Genomic DNA, 19,690 nt, shown 5'->3' on the forward strand with positions numbered 1-19,690 from the left:
GACACGGGGCAGCCGCGCCGGAGGATGCCGCCGGCCGCCCGTGACGGGGTCCTACGCCGCCGGCCCGCCGTCGTCGACGGCGGGCCGACGGTCGGTCACGGTTCGTTCTCGGGCAGGCGGAGCAGGGGAGCCCGGCCGGGGGCCTGCTCCGGGACGGGGCCCGACACCTCCGCCGCAGGGATCGGCATCGTCACCGGCTTCCCGCAGGTGACCTGGACCAGCTCGCCGTGGTGCCGCAACTCCAGCATGTCTCCCGGGTCGCCGTAGCGCAGCGCGTACGTGGTCTGGTGCGGCCGGACGTCGACCCGCAGCCGCATCCCGCGCCACTGGAGGGAGAACTCCAGTCGCTGGAGCCGGCTCGACAGCCGCGGCGCGAAGGAAAGGTTGCCGTCGTGGTCGCGCAGCCCGCCGAACCCGCCCACCAGGGCGATCCACGCGCCGGCGAGCGAGGCCATGTGCACCCCGTCGCGGGTGTTCTCGTTGAGGTCGTGCAGGTCCATCAGCGCGGCCTCGCGCAGGTAGACGTGCGCCAGTTCGGGGTGGCCCACCTCGGCGGCCAGCACCGCCTGGGTGCACGCCGACAGCGAGGAGTCGCGCACCGTACGCCGCTCGTAGTAGAGGAAGTTGCGCAGCTTCTCCTCCGGCGTGAAGGCGTCGCCGCGCCAGTGCATGGCCAGGATCAGGTCCGCCTGCTTGACGACCTGCTTGCGGTAGAGGTCGAAGTACGGGTAGTGCAGCAGCAGCGGGTACTTCTCCGGCGGAGTGTGCGCGAAGTCCCACTCCTGGAGCCGGGTGAAGCCCTCGACCTGCTCGTGGACGTCGATCTCCTCGTCGTACGGGATGTGCATGGAGGCTGCCGCGTCCCGCCAGGCCGCCGCCTCCTCATCGGTGACGCCGAAGTGGAACGCCTCGTCCCGGTAGCGATTCACCGCGTCGGCCGCGCTGATCAGGTTCCGCTGCGCCATCAAATTGGTGTAGATGTTGTCGTTCTTCACCGCCGTGTACTCGTCGGGGCCGGTGACCCCGTCGATGTGGAACTGGCCGTGCCGGTCGTGGTGCCCCAGCGACCGCCACAGCCGGGCGGTCTCCACCAGCAGCTCCAACCCGATCTCGCGTTCCAGCTCGGTGTCCTGGGTGACCTGGACGTAGCGCCGCAGCGCATCCGCGACGCCGGCCGCGATGTGGAAGGCGGCGGTGCCGGCCGGCCAGTACCCCGACGACTCCGGCCCCTCGATGGTGCGCCAGGGGAACGCCGCGCCCTCCAGGTTGAGCGTCCGGGCCCGCTCGCGCGCGGCGGCCAGGGTGGCGTGCCGCCAGTGCAGCGCGTCCCGTACAGCGGCCGGTTGGGTGTAGGTGAGCACCGGCAGGACGAACATCTCCGTGTCCCAGAACGCGTGCCCGTCGTACCCCGGACCGGTCAGGCCCTTCGCGGCGATGGGCCGCCGCTCCGCGCGGGAGCCGGCCTGGAGGACGTGGAACATGCCGAACCGGACGGCCTGCTGGATCTCCGGGTCGCCCTCCACCACCACGTCGGCGGCGTCCCAGAACTCGTCGAGGTATTCGCGCTGCTCGCGGAGGAGCCCGTCCCAGCCGTCGATCCGCGCCCCCGTCAGGGCGGCCTCGACCTGGTCGCGCATCGCCGGCAGCGACCGGCGGCTCGACCAGCCGTACGCGAGGTACTTGACCACGCGCAGCGTCTCGCCGGGCTGGAGCACGCACCCGATCGTGGTACGCACCCAGTCCTCGTACCCCTCGGACTGGCTGGTCGTGCGCCCCGGGGCGTACACCTCGTGTTCCATGGCGGCGGCCACCCGCAGCCCGGAGACCTTGGTCCGGTGGATCAGCAGCCCGCCGTCGGCGGTGGTGAGTTCCTCCTCGGCCTGCAACGGCGACTCCAGCACGGCCGCGACCCGCGGGTCCCCGCTCTGCGCGGGCAGCGCCTCGTTCGCCACGAGTTCCGACTGGAGGATCAGCCGCAGCGGGCCGTCCACCGCCTCGACCTCGTAGCTGATCGCGGCGACGGCGCGCTGGGTGAACGAGACGAGCCGGGTGCTGCGGACCTTGATCTCGCGGCCGGCCGGGGAACGCCAGTGCAGTTCCCGGTGCAGGGTGCCGGCGCGCAGGTCGAGGACCCGTTCGTGGGCGAGGAGTTCGCCGTAGCGGACGTCGAGCGGCTCGTCGTCGACCAGCAGCCGGATCAGTTTGCCGTTGGTCACGTTGACGACCGTCTGGCCGGACTCGGGGAACCCGAAGCCGGCCTCGGCGTACGGCAGCGGGCGCAGCTCGTAGAAGGAGTTGAGGTACGTGCCGGGCAGGCCGTGGGGTTCCCCCTCGTCGAGGTTGCCGCGCAGCCCGACGTGCCCGTTGGAGAGGGCGAAGACCGACTCGGACTGGGCCAGGACGTCCATGTCCAGCCGTATCTCCCGGACGTGCCACGGCTCGACCGGATAGGCCCGTTCCCGGATCACGCGGTCTGCCCGGCGTCGAGCAGGTCGGCGAGGTCGGTGACCACGACGTCGGCGCCGTGGGCCAGCAACTCGGCGGACTGGCCGACCCGGTCCACCCCGATCACGTACCCGAAGCCGCCGGCGCGGCCGGCGGCGACGCCGGCGAGGGCGTCCTCGAAGACGGCGGCGTCGCGCGGGTCGACCCCGAGCAGTCTCGCGCCGGCCAGGAAGGTGTCCGGCTCGGGCTTGCCGCGCAGCCCCTCGGCGCGGGCGACGAGCCCGTCCACCCGCGCCTCCAGCAGCGGTTCCAGCCCGGCGGCGGCGACCACCTCCCGGCCGTTCGCGCTGGCCGTGACGACGGCCCGGCGCAGTCCGGCGGCGCTCGCCGCCTCCAGGTACGCGACGGAACCGGGGTAGACGTCCACGCCGTGGGTGCGCAGCCGCTCCAGCAGCAGCACGTTCTTGCTGTTGCCGACCCCGTTGACGGTGTCGGCGTCCGGCGGGTCGTCGGGCGACCCCTCGGGCAGCACGATGCCCCGGGAGGCGAGGAAGGTGCGCACCCCGTCGGCGCGCGGCCGGCCGTCGACGTAACGGTTGTAGTCCGGCCCGGGGTCGAAGGGACGGAACTCCGCGCCGGTGGCGGCGGCGTGGCGGCGCAGGAAGGCGTCGAACGTCTCGGTCCACGCGGCGTTGTGCACTCGGGCGGTCTGCGTCAGCACACCGTCCAGATCGAAGAGACAGGCGGTCACGTGAGCAGGTAGGCCCAGCACGGTACGAATCTATCCAGACCTCCGCACCCGTAAACCAATTTCGGTGCGCTTGCCGCGCGGCTCAGTTCGGGCGCAGCGTCCAGACCACGGTCATTCCGCTGGTCGGCTTGCCCTCCTCGGTGGCGATCTCCACCTGGACCGGGAACTCCGGCCGGCGGCCGGACTCCAGTTCCGCGACCACCTCGGCGACCGGCCGGTCGAGACGCGCGGTGGCCAGGACGGGGCCCATGGCCAGCTTCCGGTACGCGATCTCGGCCCGCACGGCCAGTGGCGTGGCCCGGTCGAGCAGGTGTCCGAACGCGGCCAGCACGACCGCGCCGGAGGCGGTCTCGCCGAGGGTGAACATGGCCCCGGCGTGCGGGCCGCCGACGTGGTTGTGGGTGGCCGGCGAGTCGGGCAGCCGGACGGTCACCCGTACCCCGCCCTCCGCCTCGGGGGCCACTTCGACGAATTCGATGCCGAGCGTACGGGCGAACGGCACAGCCTCCAGCATGCCGGCCGCCACCTGGCGCGAGTCGATGGTCATGGCTCGACGTTACTAGCCGGTAACTTCGTCGGCAAGGGCCACCCCCGTCAGCGCCAGCCCACGTCGATCCGGTCGCCGCGCTCGTCGAAGAAGTGCAGCGCGTCCATGCGTACGGAGACGGCCAGGGGGTGCCCGGCGGCGATCCCCGGGTACGGCGCGAGCCGGACCGCGAGCTCGGCGGGGCGCCGGTGGTGCCGGCCCGGGTCGTTGAGCACGCTGGTGCGGGTGGTGGCGACCGGGGCGGCGGCCTCCTCCTCGGTGGCGCGCCCGGTCAGCCGCTGCATCACCTGCCCGAAGCGGCGCAGACCGCGCTGGCCGGTGGGTGCCTCCTCGGTCCGGGTGCCCATCTCGTCCACCACGATCGCGGTGGCCCCGATGTCGAGGAAGGCGAGCGACTCGTGCCCGTGGTGCTCCAGGTAGCGGATGCGGCCGTGCAGCACGGCGCCCTGGGTGTCCGGCGCGACCGGGGTGAGCGCCTCGGCCCGCATCCCGACCACGATCCGCTCACCGTGGTAGTGCGCGACCGCCCGGCTGCGGATGTCGTCCCACGGCAGGTGGAGCGCCTGGTCGCCGAGGGTGAGGGTGACGTAGCGGTCGAGGTGGACGTAGACCGAGGCCTCCAGCAGGTTCATCCGCGGGCTGCCGAGGAACGCGGCCACGTAGAGGGTGGCCGGGCGGCCGTAGACCTGGGTGGGGGTGCCGACGTCCTGGAGGACGCCCTTGCGCATGATGGCGACCCGGTCGGCCATGGTCAGCGCCTCGGCCTGGTCGTGCGTGACGTAGATGGTGGTGACGCCCAGCTCCCGGGTCAGGCCGGAGATCTCGGCGCGCAGTTCGGCCCGGAGCCCGCTGTCGAGGTTCGACAGCGGCTCGTCCATCAGGAACAGGCCCGGACGGCGCACGATCGCCCGGCCCATCGCGACCCGCTGGCGTTGCCCGCCGGAGAGCTGGCTGGGCTTGCGGCCGAGTACGTCGCCGATGCCGAGCGCGCTGGCCACGTCGGTGACCCGCTCGCCGCGCGGCTCGGGCTCCAACCCGGCCAGCTTGAGCGGGAAGGCGATGTTGTCGCCGACGGTCATGTGCGGGTAGAGCGCGAAGTCCTGGAAGACCATGGCGATCTTCCGGTCGCGCGGCGGCAGGTCGTTGGCCAGCTCGCCGTCGAGCATCACCGCGCCCGACGTCGGGTCCTCCAGCCCGGCCACCATCCGCAGCACCGTGGACTTCCCGCAGCCCGACGGGCCGAGCAGCACCATGAACTCGCCGTCATTGACGTCGAGATTGACGCTGTCCACGGCGAGGGTGCCGTCCCGGAACACCTTCGTGACATCCTTGAGTGCGACGGTTGTCACCGTGCCCTCCCCCCACCTCGTCGACGGAATCCCGAATGACTGTGACGAGGATCATGCGGTTCGCACATCGGGTAAACGTGCCATGTTCGGCTTGTGACGGCCCTGTGACGCCCACCCGGCGGGACGAGCCAGGGTCAGCGGGGTCCGCCTCCCGCCTGCGACGCCGGGGCCAGCGCGCCGACTCCGCGCGCCGGCCGGCCGGCGCTGGCCGGTTCGCCGAGGAAGACCCGGCGGACCACCCGCTCGGCGGCGTGGCCGTCGTCGAGCGCGCAGAACCGGGCCCGGAACCGCTGCCGGGCCGCGTGCGCCGCCGCCGAGTCGACCCCGCCGGCGCGGAACAGGTCGAGCAGGTCGGCGAAGCTCGTGGCCACCGCGCCCGGCGGCTCCGCCGTCACGTCGAAGTAGACGCCCCGGGCCAGCCGGTACGCCTCCCAGTCGGGGGCGTAGACGATGATCGGCCGGTCGAGCACGGCGTAGTCGAACATCGCCGAGGAGTAGTCCGTGACCAGCACGTCCGCGACGAGGTAGAGGTCCTCCACGCGCGGATGGCCGCTGACGTCGCGTACCCGGTCCCGGTCGGCGGGGCGCCGGCCGCGTAGGTCCCGGTCGTGGAAGTAGTGGCTGCGGATCAGCAGCCGGCCGGCCGGGCCGAGCACGTCGAGCAGCCGCTCCGGGTCGAACGGCGGCCGGTAGCCGGGCAGGTGCTCCCGGTGCGTCGGGGCGTACAGGACGACCCGTTCGCCGGGCCCGAGGCCGAGTTCGGCACGCAGCCGGCGCACCTCCCCGGCGGTCGCGGTGACCAGCCGGTCGTTGCGCGGGTAGCCGACCTCCAACGTGGTGTACGCGGCCGGGTACGCACGCTCCCACATCTGCGTGGAGAAGCTGTTCGCGCTGACGCTGTAGTCCCACCGGTCCACCCGGCGCAGCAGCCCGGCGAAGTCCATCCCGACCGCGCCGACCGGGTACCGCTGCTGGTCCAGGCCCATCACCTTCACCGGCGTGCCGTGGTGGGTCTGCACGTGCACCGTGCCCGGCCGCTTGCGGACGAAGTCCGGGAAGTTGACGTTGTTGACCAGCCACCGCGCCCGGGCCAGCGCCCGGTAGTACGCGGGCGTCCCGGCGACCACGTACGCGACGCCCTCGGGCACGGTGTGCACGCGGTCCCGCCGGACGATCCACACCCCGCGCACCTGCGGCGCCAGCCGCCGGGCCGCCTCGAAGATCGCGGCCGGGTTGTCGGAGTAGCCCCGGTACCAGTAGGCCGCGTAGACGGCCAGCGTCTCATCGACCGGCCGGTGCAGCTCGGCCCGGTAGTACTCCCGCAGCAGGGCGTCCCGGGCCAGCCGTGCCGCGCGCCGGGCCGGGGGCGCGACCCGCCGCTTCGCGACCCGCGCGGTACGCCGGGCGACGTCCCGCGCCCGGTAGGCGGTGCGCAGCGCGCTGAAGGTACGCCAGCGCCCGGCGGCCACCAGCCGGTGTTTGAGCCCCTCCGCGCCCGCCGGGGCCGGATAGCCGCCGGGCGGCAGCCAGCGCGCGTGGTCGGCGGTGATCTGGGCGAAGAAGGCCGGCCGCAGCTCGGGGTCGATCCGCTCCCCGTTGCCGAGCACGGTCAGGTAGTGCCAGATCATCCGCTCGAACAGCGCGGGACGCAGGTCGTCGACCGCCGGCCCCCAGGCGTCCATCAGCCGGAACACCCGGTGCCACTGGTCGAAGACCTCGAGGTGCCGCTCGCCCCTGGTCCGGGTGATCGCCCCGGTACGGCGCTGCCGGTAGTTGACGCAGACCCGGTCCAGCACGCCGATCCGCTCGGCGGCCATCAGCACGGGATAGCTGAACGAGACGTCCTCGTACCAGCCGGGGGCGAAGCGCAGCCCCTCCTCGATCAGGAACTGCCGGCGGACCAGCCGGTTCCAGGCGGTGTGCAGCAGCCGCAGCGCCTCGGGCCGGTCCCGCAGCCGGAACGTCTCCTCGCCGGGCGGCTCCGGGAAGACCTCGGCCATCGCGCTGCGGCTGGTGGCCTCGTTCCAGTGCGTCCGGACGTGGTCGACCAGGAGCACGTCGGGGCGGGTGGCGCGGAGGCGGCCGACCACCTCGGTGAGGCACTCGGGGGCGAGCCAGTCGTCGCCGTCGACGAACCAGACGTACTCGCCGGCGGCCCGGTCCAGCCCGATGTTGCGGGCCGGACCGAGCCCCACGTTCTCCGTCAGCCGGACGGCGCGCATCCGTGGGTCGCGGGCCGCGTACTCGGTGAGGATCTCGCCGCTGTCGTCCGGCGAGCAGTCGTCGACGCCGATCACCTCGATGTCGGCGACGGGCTGCCCGAGGATGGAGTCGAGGCATTCGCGCAGGTAGCCCTGCACCCGGTAGGCCGGCACGACGAAGCTGATCAGTGTCATCGGCCGGCCCCTGTCGTCAGCCCGGCGAGCGACCTCCCGCGCCGACCAGGCCCACCGACGCCCGCGCGGCGCGGGCGGGCAGGACGACCCAGGCGAGGGCGACACTCCCCACGAAAACCACGAGAAGGTACGTACCGAGTGTAGCCATCCCGATACCCGCAAAACCGACGATCGCCGCCAGGGCCAGCAGCACCGACCGGCCCTCCCAGCCCAGCGTGCCGCCGTGCAGCGGCGGGGCGGACTGCCGCTTCTCCAGCCGCGCGGTCAGGTCGTAGTGGTGCAGGGTCAGCACGAAGACGTACCCGAAGATCAGCCACGGCGGCACGTCGCCGACCACCCCGACCGCGATGGCGAACAGGAACTCGCCCGCCCGCAGCGCGGCCGGCACCAGCCAGTCCAGCGGCCCGGCGTGCGTCGCGCCCGCGCCGAGGCCGGCGACCAGCAGCACCAGCAGCGCGGCCGGCACCGCCCACCGCGGGACCTGCGCCCCGTCGCGGGTCAGCAGCGCCGCCACCAGCAGCGCCGCCGGGCCCAGCGCGGCGACGACCGCCAGCGCCAGCGGGCCCACCGGCCGGAGCGCCGGCAGGAGCCGGGCCAGCGGCCCGTCGTCGCGGTGCAGGGTGGCGTCGACCGTGTCCAGCACCGGCACCCGCATCCAGCGGGCCCGCAGCGTACGCAGCGCCCCGGTGTACGCGAAGGCCAGCACCCCCCACGCCAGCACCGCGTACAGGCTGACCAGCGGGCCGAACAGGGCCACGGTGATCGCGATCAGCGCCCACCGCTCCCCGATCGGGAAGACCACCGTGCGCTTCAGCCAGTACGACACCGAACCCGTGTCGGCCTGCACCCGGTTGGAGGCGGCGTTCAGCTTGTCGCCGATGCCGCCGCCGGAGGTGCCGACCGCCTTCGGCCGGCGCGCCGCCTCGTCGTGCAGCACGCCGTACCAGGTGTCCGTCATGTGCCGGACGGTCTGCAGGGTGATCGCGGCGATCGCCAGCGCCCAGCCGTACCGGAAACCGGCCTGGGTGGCCCCGTAGCCGAGGCCGGCGTAGACCACGTACTCCTTCGCCCGGTCGGCCATCGTGTCCAGCCAGCCGCCCCACGCGCTGAAGTGCCGGGTGTAGCGGGCGAGCTGACCGTCCACGCAGTCCAGCACGAAGCCGAGGTAGAGCAGCACCGCCCCGGCGGCCAGCGCCAGCCGGCCGCCCGTACCGAAGAGCACGGCGGCGGCCACCGCGAAGGCCACCGAGATCATCGTGACGGCGGTCGGGCCGAGCCCGAGCTTCGCCGACGCCTTCGTCACGTACGGCGACCAGGTGCTGACGAAGAAGGTGGTGAAGAAGTCGTCCCGCTCCTTCACCGAGAGCTTCAGCTCGGCCCGGTCCTCGTCGACGGCGGCCACGGCCGCCTCCGCGGCGGCCAGCCCTGCCGGGTCGCCCACCCGGTGCGCCACGAGCAGGCGTACCCGCTGGGCGAAGGTCAGCACACCGAGCCCGGCGAGACCGGCGAAGAGCCGGTCCACGGCGGGCCCGGCCGGCGGCGGCGCGGCGGCCGACGGCGCGCCGACGGGCACCACCCCGGCGGCCGCGCGCGCGGCGGCGGCGAGCGACGGCAGGTCGTCGACGCCGACCCGCAGCGCGCCGCCGAACACGCCCGTGGCTTCGCCGTCCAGCGCCTCCGCCGGTCCGGCCCCGACCACCTGGCCGCGCTCCTCGCGCACGGCCGTGTGGCCGTCGCCGGGCGGGTCGGTGAGCACCAGCGCGACCGTCGGCCCGACGGGGCTGGTGGCCAGGTGCCGCAGTACGGCGGTGTGCGCGACCAGGTCGGCGCCGGTCACGAGCACCGGGCGCGTGGCCGCGTCGACGAGGTCGGCCAGCTCGTCCAGGCCGGCGGCGAGGCGCACCTCGTGCGCCCCGGCGCGCCGGAGCTGGTCGGCCAGCCGGTCGGCGAGGTGTTCGCCCGAGCGGGTCGGCAGGCTCGCGGCCGGTGCGCCGGCGGCGAGCACGATCGCGAGCGTCACCGCGGGACCGCGGTGTGGTACGCGTGCAGCGCCTCGGCGATCGTGCCGTCGACGCCCACCCGGCCCCCGTCGAGGTACAACCCCCGACGGCAGAACCGGGTCAGATCCTTTTCGTTGTGTGACACCAGCACCAGAGTGCGCCCCTCCCCGAGCAGACGGTCGATCGTCGCATAACACTTCTTGCGGAACTCCGCGTCCCCGACCGCGGTCACCTCGTCCATGAGCAGGATCGGGTGCGGCAGGTGCGAGATGATCGCGAAGCCGAGCCGGACCTTCATGCCCGACGAGTAGTGCCGCACCGACGTGTCGACGGCCCGCTCCACCTGCTCGCCCGCGAACGAGACGATGTCGTCGAAGTGCCGTCGCAGGTAGCCCGACGGGAGCCCGTGCAGGCCGCCGACCAGGTAGAGGTTCTCCCGCCCGGTCAGGTCGTTGGAGAACCCGGCGGAGAGCTCCAGCAGCGGCGCGACGTCCCCGCGCACCTTGATCCGGCCCTCGTCGGGGATGAGCACGCCGGCGATCAGCCGCAGCAGCGTGCTCTTGCCGGTGCCGTTGCGGCCGATCACGCCGACGGTCTCCCCGGCCTCGATCGAGAACGACACGTCCCGCAGCGGCCAGAACCGGCCGTCGTCCGCCCCGCGCCGCCCCCGGTGGATGAACAGCTCCCGCAGCCGCAACTGCCGCCGCCGGTTGCGGACGAACCGGATGCCGAGACCCTCCGCCTCGATGATCGGATCGGCCATCCCTACAGTTCCTTGAGCACGGCGGGTTCGAGCCGGCGGAACGACCACCAGCCGGCGGCCAGCACCAGCAGGCTGACGCCGACGGAGGTGGCGAGCAGCCGGGCGTCCGGGAACTCGTCCGGGTACCAGACCGCGTGGTGCAGCTGGAAGATGCCGACCAGCGGGTTCAGCTCGTAGGCGACCTTCAGCCAGCCCGGCAGGTCGGCGTCGCGCACGAGGCTCAGCGGATAGATGATCGGGGTGGCGTAGAAGAGCACCCGGACGACCAGCCGCATGAAGCGCTCGACGTCGCGCATCAGCACGTTGACCGCCGAGAGCAGCAGCGCCAGCCCGACCAGCAGGACGGCCTGCACCGCCACCGCGAGCGGCAGGGCCAGCAGCGACCAGCCCGGCTCGACCCGGCCGGACGCGGCGTACCCGACGGCGACGGCGAGCAGGATCGGCAGGCCGGCGGCGTACTCGGCGAAGCGGCCGGTGACCCGACCGATCGGGAAGACCTGCCGCGGCACGTTCATCGTCGTGATCAGCCGGGCCTGGCCGGTCAGCGCGTTGGTCGCCTCGCTCAGCGCCGAGCTGGTCCACATCCAGGCGAAGATCCCGGTGAGCAGGAACAGCGGGTACGAGTCGGCCGCGTCGCCGAGGTGGCGGTTGGTGTCCCGGGAGTAGAGGACCCCGAAGACGAACCAGTAGATGGCACCCAGGCCGAGGGGCTCGATCAGCGACCAGAAATACCCGAGCACGGACTGCTGGTACTTCACGGCGAGGTCGCGCCGGACGAGGATGCGCAGCGAGGTGCGGTGCGACCACAACGCCGCGACGCCAGAGGTCACCGCCGCCTCCCGCCTCACCGGACGGACGACAGGCTAGCAGTCGATGAACGAACGCCCCCTCAGCACTCGATCACGTTGACGGCCAGTCCGCCGCGCGCCGTCTCCTTGTACTTCACCTTCATGTCCGCGCCGGTCTCGCGCATGGTCTTGATGACCTTGTCCAGCGAGACGTGGTGCACCCCGTCGCCGCGCAGCGCCAGCCGGGCGGCCGTGATCGCCTTGATGCTAGCCACCGCGTTGCGCTCGATGCAGGGGATCTGCACCAGACCACCGACCGGGTCGCAGGTCAGGCCCAGGTTGTGCTCCATGCCGATCTCGGCGGCGTTCTCCACCTGCGCGGGGGTGCCGCCCAGCGCCTCGGCCAGCCCGGCGGCGGCCATCGAGCAGGCCGAGCCCACCTCGCCCTGGCAGCCCACCTCGGCGCCGGAGATCGAGGCGTTCTCCTTGAACAGCACGCCGATCGCGCCCGCCGTCAGCAGGAACCGCACCACCCCCTCCTCGGAGGCGCCCGGGGAGAACCGGGTGTAGTAGTGCAGGACCGCCGGGATGATGCCGGCCGCCCCGTTGGTCGGCGCGGTGACGACCCGGCCGCCGGCCGCGTTCTCCTCGTTGACGGCGAGGGCGAAGAGGGTCACCCAGTCCATCGCCCGCAGCGGGTCGGCGGGGTCGGACTCCGTCTCCAGGCTGCGGCGCAGCTCGGCCGCGCGGCGGCGGACCTTCAGCCCGCCGGGCAGCACCCCGTCGCGCGAGCAGCCCCGCTCGACGCACTCCCGCATCACCCGCCAGATCTCCAGCAGGCCGGCGCGCACCTCACCCTCGCTGCGCCAGGAGAGCTCGTTGGCGAGCATCACCTCGCTGATCGACAGCCCCGTCGACGCGGTCACGCCGAGCAGCTGCGCACCGGTGAGGAACGGATGCCGTACCCGGGTGGCGTCGGGCTTGATCCGGTCCGCCCCGGCCGCCGCCTCGTCGACCACGAAACCGCCGCCGACCGAGTAGTACGTCCGTGCCCGCAGCTCCGCGCCCCGGTCGTCGTACGCGACGAAGGTCATCCCGTTGGGGTGGTACGGCAGCGACCGGCGCCGGTGCAGCACCAGGTCGCGGTCCGGGTCGAAGTCGATCTCGTGCGCGTCGAGCAGGCTCAGCCGGCGCTCGGCACGGATCCGGGTGATCCGCGCGTCGACGGTGTCGGTGTCGACCGTCTCGGGGGCCTCGCCGGCCAGCCCGAGCAGCACCGCCCGGTCGCTGCCGTGGCCGTGCCCGGTCGCGCCCAGCGAGCCGAAGAGTTCCGCCTGCACCCGGACCGTGCCGGTGAGCAACCCGTCGGCCTTCAGGCCCGCGACGAAGGTACGGGCGGCCCGCATCGGCCCCACCGTGTGGGAGCTGGACGGCCCGATGCCGACACTGAAGAGGTCGAAAACGCTGATCATGGCTGCACTTCCTCGCCGTCGTACCTCGTGGGTCTCCGGCACGGTCGTGGCCGGCCCGGTCGGGGCGGCCGTCCGGCACCCGGGGGTGGGGGTGCCCGACCGGCGAGCCTACCCGCCCAGCTCAGCCCCTGCCGCCAGCCGCGACCGCTCGTCACGTCCCGGGGGCGTCGCATGGCCGGTTCCCGGGTAACCACCCACGGGTACGGGCACCGCCGATCCTCCTCCGGACCGAGGGCGCGGTGGCCACCCCTTCCTACCGTTGAGGGCAGAGGCGGCGAACGCCGCAGAGTGGGAGTACGACGATGAGTCGCAAACTGGTCCGCCCCCGTCAGGGGCGCATGATCGCCGGCGTCTGTGCCGGCCTGGCCCAGCGTTTCGGCAGGTCGGCCGGCTTCATCCGGCTGCTGTTCCTGCTGTCGCTGCTGCTGCCCGGCACCCAGGTGGTCGTCTACCTGGTGCTCTGGGTCCTGATGCCGAACGAGGACCGCCACGCCGCCGCCCGCTACTGAGCCCACCCCGCCCCCGCCGAGGCGGGGGTGAGCACGAGGCGCCCGTCCCGTCGACCGGGGCGGGCGCCGTCGTGTCGTGGGTCCGCCGTCACGGGGCGGTGTAGGTGACCGTCACCTTCTCGTAGCCGAGGGAGCGGAGCAGCCCCTCCAGCATCTTGCGGGTGTTCTCCTCGGCCCGCTGGGTCAGACCGCTGTCGCGGGCGGCGGTGGTGATCCGCTCCTCGGCGAGCTGGTAGACCTGCTGCTGGCGGTTGGGGTCGCCCTTCACCAGCTCGCCGACCCGGTTGAGCAGCCCGCGCTCCTCGGCGAAGACGTAGCTCTTCTCCAGGTCGAGGTTGGTCTTGCCGAGCTGCGGCGCCGGCAGCCTGATCTCCACCGACTTGCCGTCGGCCGACTCGACCACCGCGCCCTCGGAGATCTTGGCGAAGTCGACGTACGCCTCCACGCTGCCCGCCCCGACGAAGAGGGTGCGCTGGCTGAGCAGCCAGTCGGGCACGTTGCGCCGGTCGTTCTGGAGATCGACCACCACCTGGAAGTTGCCCTCGGCCGCGACATAGCGGCTGAGATCCTGGATCGACTTGAGCAGCGGCGGCTGGCTGCGGTCGGTCTGTTCCTTGGCGAACGGGTTGCGGAAGTCCGGCAGCAGGCCGGTGGCCTGCACACCGAGCAGCACCACCACCGCCAGTGCCGCCGCGCCGAGCACCCAGAGCAGGCCGCGCGCGGGCCCGCCCGCCGGTGCTGGTGGCGCATCCGGATCCGGTTCGGTTGTGACAGCCGACCGCTCCTTGAGCGCCTCGCCGGTCGGATAACCGGGGAACTCCCTCGTGGGCTCGTTGATGTCACCGTCGCGGGCCATGGCCCTCACCGTCCTCGTCAGACACGTCGTCTGGAGATGACGGTACGGCTCCGGTGCGACAGCCGCTCGTCGAAGGGCGCGTCGTCGCGTCGATCCGACAGAACCGCAGGTCAGTACGGGTCGGACGGCCGGCGGGTCGCGCTCACTCGATCGGCCCGGAGAGGACGAGCACCCGGGCGTGGATCTGGTTGCGCTGCTGGAGCGCCGCCCGCAGGGCGCGGTGCAGCCCGTCCTCCAGGTAGAGGCCGCCGTTCCACTGCACGACGTGCGGGAAGAGGTCGCCGTAGAAGGTGGAGTCCTCGGCGAGGAGCTTGTCCAGCGCCAGCTCACGCTTGGTGGTGATCAACTGGTCCAGGCGCAGCGGCCTCGGCGGGATCTCCGCCCACTGCTTGAGCGTCAGGTTGTGCTCCGGGTAGGGACGCCCGTCCCGGACCGCTCTGAAGATCACGACGGCACGCTCCCCTCCCCCTGGCCGGGCCGACCCACGACACCGGGTCGGGTCGCGGCGCGGCACCGATGACCGTGCCAGCGTAGCGGGCTGCACCACACCGCGTTCTGCTCCCCGATGTCAGTTTCGCCACCCGCCATCCGGTTCGCCACCGGACGAAACACCTGACGGCGCATCCGACGGCGGTCAGCTCCAGCGCCCCCGCCGGACCACCTCGCCCACCGGGCGACGCCCCCGGCGCAGCGACGGTGACCGGTGGTCAGGCGCACGATAACCCACCGTGACGGCACCGACGGGCTCGTACTCCCCCGGCACCCCGAACGCCTCCCGGTACGCGTCGAGGCGCTGCGCGGGGATGCCGAAGAAGCACGCCCCCAGCCCCTCGTCCACGGCGGTCAGCAGCATCAGCAGGGCCGCGAAGCCGGTGTCCACGTACCAGTAGGGCACCGGCCAGCGCTCGGCCGAGCGGTCCGCCCAGCCCTTGTCCGGTTCCGCGTAGCGCTCCAGGTAGGCCGACCGGTTCGCGTGCGGGACGACGATCAGCGGGGCCCGGCGCATCCCCGCCAGCCACCGCTCCCGGCCGCCGCCGCCCGGGGTGGTCGCCGCCCAGAACCGCTCCCGGTCCTCCGGCGTCTCCAGCACCAGGAAGCCCCAGCCCTGGGCGAAGCCGGCCGACGGCGCGCGGACCGCGTGGTCGAGCAGCCGCTCCACCACGTCGGGCGGGACGGGACGGTCCGGGTCGTAGTTGCGCACCATCCGGCGTCGCCGGACCACCTCGCCGAACTCCATGCGCTCCCCCGCCTCAGGCCCCGGGCCGTACGCCCCAGGCACCCCGCCAGGTCGCGCCCGGCTTCAGGGTGATCACGTCCCGGCCCGAACGGAACGCGTCCGGCGGGCAGGTCATCGGCTCCACCGCCACGGAACGGCGCCGCCGCTCGCCGGGCAGGGCGTCACCGGTGAACACCTGCCACCAGCCGAACTCCCGGTCCGCCCAGATCCGTACGCCCGCCGCGCCGTCCGGGCCCGCCAGGCTGACCACCGAACCGCCGTCGTCGTCGCGGATCACGTCGCCGAAGCAGAGGTCGAGCCGGGCGCCGCCGATGCGGCGGGGGCTGGTCCAGTCGTACTCGGTGCCGGCGACCGGGGTGCCCCCGATCGGCAGCAGCCGCCCGTCCACCTGCAACCGCGTCCGGGCCGGCAGCCGCATCGACAGGTCGTCCACCGCCACCCCGGGCACCCGCAGGTACGGGTGCACCGCGAAGCCGAACGGCGCGGGCTCGGCGCCGAGGTTCGTCGCCTCGTGCTCCGCGCGCAACCCGTCCGGGCCGACGCTCCACCGGGTACGCAGCCGCAGCGGCCACGGGTAGCCCGGCTGCGGCGGCAGGTCGTAGCCGACGGTCACCGAGTCGGACGACTGCTCCACCAGCCGCCACGGCACCCAGTTGACCAGCCCGTGGATGGCCACGCCCCGGTCCGGCTCGCTGAGGGTGAGCTGCAACGACCGCTCGCCGAAGGTGTAGCGCCCGTCGCGGATCCGGTTCGGCCAGGGGGCCAGCACCTGTCCCGCGCAGCCGGGGCAGATCTCGTCGGCGGCGTACCCGTCGAGGTGGTCGGTCCCGTCGTGCCGGTATGTCCGGACCCCACCGCCCACCTCCACGATGACGGCCTCGTGGCCGGCGGCGGAAATGGTCCACTGCGCGCCCGAGGGCGGACGCTGGTCGGGGGTGTCCATGCGGGCGACCCTAACGGTTCCCGCCCCGCCGTCGCTCACCCCGACCCGCCCCGTCACGCCTTGTCACCGCCGGAGGGGTCCGCCGCCCGGTAGCGCAGCAGCACCGGGAAGGCCACCGCGAGCAGCACCGCGAGCGCCGCCGAGAGCAGCCCGCCGCCGACCCAGGCGACGCCGCCGCCGAAACCGGCCGCCACCGCACCGGCCCGCAGGTCGCCCAGGCGCGGGCCGCCGGCGATGACCACCGTGTTGACGCCCATCAGCCGCCCGCGCATCCGGTCCGGCGCGTAGACCAGCAGCATCGACTGCCGCAGCACGGCGCTGACCAGGTCGGCCGCCCCGGCCACCGCGAGCAGCAGCACCATCAGCCAGAGCTGGCCGGCGAGGCCGGCCGCCGCGATCGCCAGCCCCCAGCCGACCACCGCCACCACCAGCACCAGCCCCTGCCGGCGCAGCCGCCCGATCCACCCGGAGGTCAGCCCGCCGAGCATCGCGCCCGCCGCGATCGCGCTGTAGAGCCAGCCGACGGCCGCGCCGCCGCCGAAGCGGGACTCGGCGATCTCGGGGAAGAGCGCCCGGGGCATGGCCAGCACCATGGCGATCAGGTCGATGACGAAGGAGAGCATCAGCACCGGGGTGGTGGCCAGGTAGCGCAGGCCGTCGACGATGCTGGCCAGCCCGGCCCGCCGTGGGGCGGCGGACGCGTCCGGGTCCGGCTCCGGCGGCATGGCCGGCAGCTTCACCGTCGCCCAGACGGCGACCGCGTAGAGCACCGCGTCGGCCGCGTACGCGATCGGCAGGCCGAGGTCGGTGCCCCACCAGGCGAAGATCAGGCCGGCGGCCAGCGGGCCGAACACCGAGGCGGCCGTGTAGGTGGTGAAGTTCAGCGTGGTCGCCGCCGGCACCAGCTCCACCGGCACCAGCCGGGGCAGGATCGCGTTGCGGGTGGGCGAGCTGATCGCGAAGGCGATCGACTGCACCGCCACCAGGGCGAGCAGCAGCAGCGGGCTGCCGATCCCGAGCACCGCCTGCACCGCCAGTCCGAACGTGGCGGCCCAGAGCACGGCCGCCGTCGCCAGCAGCACCTTGCGCCGGTCGTGCGCGTCGGCCACCGCGCCGCCCCAGAGCCCGAAGACCAGCAGCGGTACGAACGCCGCGATCCCGATCAGGCCGACCCAGAGCGAGCTACCGGTCAGCGCGTACATCTCCACCGGCACGGCGACCGCGGTGAGCTGGATGCCGAACATCGCGATGCCGTTGCCGAGCCACATCCGCCGGTACGCCGGCACGGCCAGCGGGCGCACGTCGATCGCGAACCGGCGCAGCCCGGTCGGCCGCGCGTCCTTGAGCTGGGTCACGGCGCCAGCCGCTCGACGGTCCACTCCCCCGGCCCGGTGAGCCGGAACCGCAGCCGGTCGTGCAGTCGACTGACCCGGCCCTGCCAGAACTCCACCGACTCAGGCCGCACCCGCAGGCCACCCCAGTACGGCGGGGCGGGGATCGGCTCGACCTCGGCGAACCGCTCCGCCGCCGCCCGGTACGCCTCGTCCAGCACGGCCCGCCCGGGGATCACCCGGGACTGGGTGCTGGCCCAGGCGCCGAGCTGGGAGCCGCGCGGCCGGCTGGCGAAGTACGCCTCCGTCTCCGCCCGGTCGACCCGCTCGACCCGGCCGGCCACCACCACCTGCCGGTGCAGCGGGAACCAGGGGAAGACGAGGCTCACGTGCGGGTTGACGGCCGCCTCGGCGCCCTTGCGGGATCCGTAGTTGGTGAAGAAGACGAAGCCCTCCGGGTCGTACCCCTTCAGCAGCACGGTGCGCGCGCTCGGGCGGCCCGCGGCGTCGGCGGTGCCGACCACCATCGCGTTCGGTTCGGGCAGTCCGGCGGCGACCGCGTCGGCGAACCAGCGGGCGAACTGGCCGTGCCAGTCGGCGGCCAGGTCCGCCTCGGAAAGGCCCAGCTCCGGGGCGTACTCGTTACGCATACCCGCCGGCCGGACTGTGTCCCCCGTCACGTTCCCCCTCCTCCTCGTCGGCCCGGCCCGCTGCCTGCGGCGCTGGCCAGCCCGCACCGCACAGTGTCGCCGACGCGGTCCGGGCCGCCCGGACCGGGGATGTCGCGTGCGGCACAGTCGCAGTGGGTCGCGAATCCGGTTACCCAGCAGGCAAGATGTCACGAACACATCCCTGAGGGTCGCCTAAGGCGCTCGCCCGGCTGGGCCGGGACCGGAGCCCGGGGCGGGCGCACCGAGCAGATCCAGGAGAGCGACATGGCCGATTTCAAACCCGGTCTGGAGGGCGTCGTAGCCTTCGAGACCGAGATCGCCGAACCCGACCGCGAGGGCGGCGCGCTGCGCTATCGCGGAGTCGACATCGAGGATCTGATCGGCCAGGTCTCCTTCGGCAACGTGTGGGCGCTGCTGGTCGACGGGCGGTTCGGCCCGGGTCTGCCGCCGGCGGAGCCGTTCCCGGTGCCGGTGCACTCCGGTGACATCCGGGTGGACGTGCAGTCCGCGGTCGCGATGCTGGCCCCGTACTGGGGTCTCAACCAGTTGCTCGACATCTCCGACGAGCAGGCCCGCGAGGACCTCGCCCGGGTGTCGGTCACGGCGCTCTCCTTCGTCGCCCAGTCGGCGCGCGGCCTGGGCCTGCCGGCGGTGCCGCAGAAGGAGATCGACAAGGCGTCCACCATCGTCGAGCGCTTCATGAAGCGCTGGCGGGGCGAGCCGGACCCGCGGCACGTCAAGGCGGTCGACGCCTACTTCATCTCGGCCGCCGAGCACGGCCTGAACGCCTCCACCTTCACCGCCCGGATCGTCGCCTCCACCGGCGCGGACGCCGCGGCCTGCATCTCCTCCGGCATCGGCGCCCTCTCCGGCCCGCTGCACGGCGGCGCCCCGTCCCGCGTGCTCAGCATGCTGGAGGCGGTCGAGCGCAGCGGCGACGCCGAGGGCTACGTCAAGAGCGTCCTCGACCGGGGCGAGCGGCTGATGGGCTTCGGCCACCGCGTCTACCGGGCCGAGGACCCGCGCGCCCGGGTGCTGCGCCGCACCGCCAAGGAGCTGGGCGCGCCGCGCTTCGAGATCGCCGAGGCGCTGGAGAAGGCCGCCCTGGCCGAGCTCCAGGCCCGCCGGCCGGACCGGGTGCTCGCCACCAACGTCGAGTTCTGGTCGGCCGTGGTGCTGGACTTCGCCGAGGTGCCGGCGCACATGTTCACCTCCATGTTCACCTGCGCCCGGATGGGTGGCTGGAGCGCGCACATCCTGGAGCAGAAGAAGCTCCAGCGGCTGGTCCGCCCGTCGGCCCGCTACGTCGGCCCGGGCACCCGCAAGCCGAGCGACGTCGAGGGCTGGGACGCCATCCCGCACGGCGTCTGAGATGTGAGGAAGGGTCCCCTCCCGACGCCTGGCGTACAGGAGGGGCCCTTCCTTGCGTCCGGGTGCGGTCGGGTGCGACTTCGGGGGCGACGCACTGGCACGGATTGTGGTGGACGCCTCAACGTCGCTGGTGGGATCAGCGGTCGGCGCGGCCGGCGCGGGTGGGAGGATGAGGGCCGGCAGTGTCGCCGGACCGGGCCCGGGTCCCGGCCACGTCGTGCGCCTGAGCGCGCGTCCGCCGTCGATCCGCGCCCGCCTGAA

16 protein-coding genes and 1 pseudogene are annotated in these 19,690 nt (G+C 73.4%); 2 read left to right on the forward strand and 15 right to left on the reverse strand.

Features of this window, described 5'->3' with window-relative positions; all coding sequences use genetic code 11:
* Positions 1 to 95: 95 nt before the first annotated feature.
* The 9 genes and pseudogenes from ACPXCB_RS24225 to ACPXCB_RS24265 form a co-directional block, all read right to left on the reverse strand.
* Positions 96 to 2,468, reverse strand: coding sequence for a glycoside hydrolase family 65 protein (locus tag ACPXCB_RS24225; RefSeq protein WP_425877815.1), 2,373 nt, complete (start codon positions 2,466 to 2,468; stop codon positions 96 to 98).
* Positions 2,465 to 3,217: an HAD-IA family hydrolase gene (locus ACPXCB_RS24230; RefSeq protein WP_425877816.1), complete on the reverse strand. Its 753-nt coding sequence runs from the start codon at positions 3,215 to 3,217 to the stop codon at positions 2,465 to 2,467. Before ACPXCB_RS24230 ends, ACPXCB_RS24225 begins: the two co-directional genes overlap by 4 nt.
* A 61-nt stretch (positions 3,218 to 3,278) precedes the next feature.
* Entirely contained in the window at positions 3,279 to 3,743 is a 465-nt protein-coding gene (locus ACPXCB_RS24235) for a DUF4442 domain-containing protein (protein ID WP_425877817.1), read from the reverse strand.
* 47 nt (positions 3,744 to 3,790) lie between these two features.
* Positions 3,791 to 5,092: an ABC transporter ATP-binding protein gene (locus ACPXCB_RS24240; RefSeq protein WP_425877818.1), complete on the reverse strand. Its 1,302-nt coding sequence runs from the start codon at positions 5,090 to 5,092 to the stop codon at positions 3,791 to 3,793.
* A 134-nt stretch (positions 5,093 to 5,226) separates the two neighbouring features.
* Entirely contained in the window at positions 5,227 to 7,488 is a 2,262-nt protein-coding gene (locus tag ACPXCB_RS24245; protein ID WP_425877819.1) for a bifunctional glycosyltransferase/CDP-glycerol:glycerophosphate glycerophosphotransferase, read from the reverse strand.
* A gap of 16 nt (positions 7,489 to 7,504) precedes the next feature.
* Positions 7,505 to 9,508, reverse strand: coding sequence for a DUF5941 domain-containing protein (locus tag ACPXCB_RS24250; protein ID WP_425877820.1), 2,004 nt, complete (start codon positions 9,506 to 9,508; stop codon positions 7,505 to 7,507).
* Positions 9,505 to 10,110, reverse strand: a pseudogene (locus ACPXCB_RS24255) (ABC transporter ATP-binding protein); the annotation flags it as partial. The pseudogene ACPXCB_RS24255 and the gene ACPXCB_RS24250, both read right to left, overlap by 4 nt.
* A 143-nt stretch (positions 10,111 to 10,253) precedes the next feature.
* Positions 10,254 to 11,081 carry an ABC transporter permease gene (locus tag ACPXCB_RS24260; protein WP_357576809.1) on the reverse strand — a complete coding sequence of 276 codons (828 nt, stop codon included), beginning with the start codon at positions 11,079 to 11,081 and terminating at the stop codon, positions 10,254 to 10,256.
* A gap of 59 nt (positions 11,082 to 11,140) precedes the next feature.
* Positions 11,141 to 12,511 (reverse strand): L-serine ammonia-lyase, encoded by a 1,371-nt coding sequence (locus ACPXCB_RS24265; protein WP_425877821.1) that lies wholly within the window; start codon positions 12,509 to 12,511, stop codon positions 11,141 to 11,143.
* A gap of 302 nt (positions 12,512 to 12,813) precedes the next feature.
* On the opposite strand from ACPXCB_RS24265, the gene ACPXCB_RS24270 reads away from it, so the two are divergent.
* Entirely contained in the window at positions 12,814 to 13,020 is a 207-nt protein-coding gene (locus tag ACPXCB_RS24270) for a PspC domain-containing protein (RefSeq protein ID WP_393168935.1), read from the forward strand.
* Positions 13,021 to 13,108: 88 nt separating this feature from the next.
* Here ACPXCB_RS24270 and ACPXCB_RS24275 read toward each other — a convergent pair whose 3' ends face one another.
* The 6 genes from ACPXCB_RS24275 to pdxH form a co-directional block, all read right to left on the reverse strand.
* The gene (locus ACPXCB_RS24275) at positions 13,109 to 13,876 is read right to left on the reverse strand and encodes a DUF4230 domain-containing protein (protein ID WP_425877822.1); all 768 of its coding nucleotides are present in this window, start codon (positions 13,874 to 13,876) and stop codon (positions 13,109 to 13,111) included.
* Positions 13,877 to 14,018: 142 nt separating this feature from the next.
* Positions 14,019 to 14,324, reverse strand: coding sequence for a type II toxin-antitoxin system VapB family antitoxin (locus ACPXCB_RS24280; protein WP_089002310.1), 306 nt, complete (start codon positions 14,322 to 14,324; stop codon positions 14,019 to 14,021).
* Positions 14,325 to 14,510: 186 nt separating this feature from the next.
* Positions 14,511 to 15,113 (reverse strand): nitroreductase family protein, encoded by a 603-nt coding sequence (locus ACPXCB_RS24285; protein WP_311410530.1) that lies wholly within the window; start codon positions 15,111 to 15,113, stop codon positions 14,511 to 14,513.
* 13 nt (positions 15,114 to 15,126) lie between these two features.
* Positions 15,127 to 16,056 carry an aldose 1-epimerase family protein gene (locus ACPXCB_RS24290; protein ID WP_425877823.1) on the reverse strand — a complete coding sequence of 310 codons (930 nt, stop codon included), beginning with the start codon at positions 16,054 to 16,056 and terminating at the stop codon, positions 15,127 to 15,129.
* Between the two features lie 53 nt (positions 16,057 to 16,109).
* A complete protein-coding gene (locus tag ACPXCB_RS24295) occupies positions 16,110 to 17,411 on the reverse strand; it encodes an MFS transporter (protein WP_425877824.1) in 1,302 nt (433 codons plus the stop codon).
* Positions 17,408 to 18,037 (reverse strand): pyridoxamine 5'-phosphate oxidase, encoded by a 630-nt coding sequence (gene pdxH, locus ACPXCB_RS24300; protein ID WP_311410695.1) that lies wholly within the window; start codon positions 18,035 to 18,037, stop codon positions 17,408 to 17,410. Before pdxH ends, ACPXCB_RS24295 begins: the two co-directional genes overlap by 4 nt.
* 285 nt (positions 18,038 to 18,322) lie before the next feature.
* On the opposite strand from pdxH, the gene ACPXCB_RS24305 reads away from it, so the two are divergent.
* The gene (locus tag ACPXCB_RS24305) at positions 18,323 to 19,429 is read left to right on the forward strand and encodes a citrate synthase 2 (protein WP_425877825.1); all 1,107 of its coding nucleotides are present in this window, start codon (positions 18,323 to 18,325) and stop codon (positions 19,427 to 19,429) included.
* Positions 19,430 to 19,690 lie beyond the last annotated feature (261 nt).

Source organism: Micromonospora sp. DT62, assembly GCF_049847285.1.
Lineage (GTDB): Bacteria > Actinomycetota > Actinomycetes > Mycobacteriales > Micromonosporaceae > Micromonospora > Micromonospora reichwaldensis.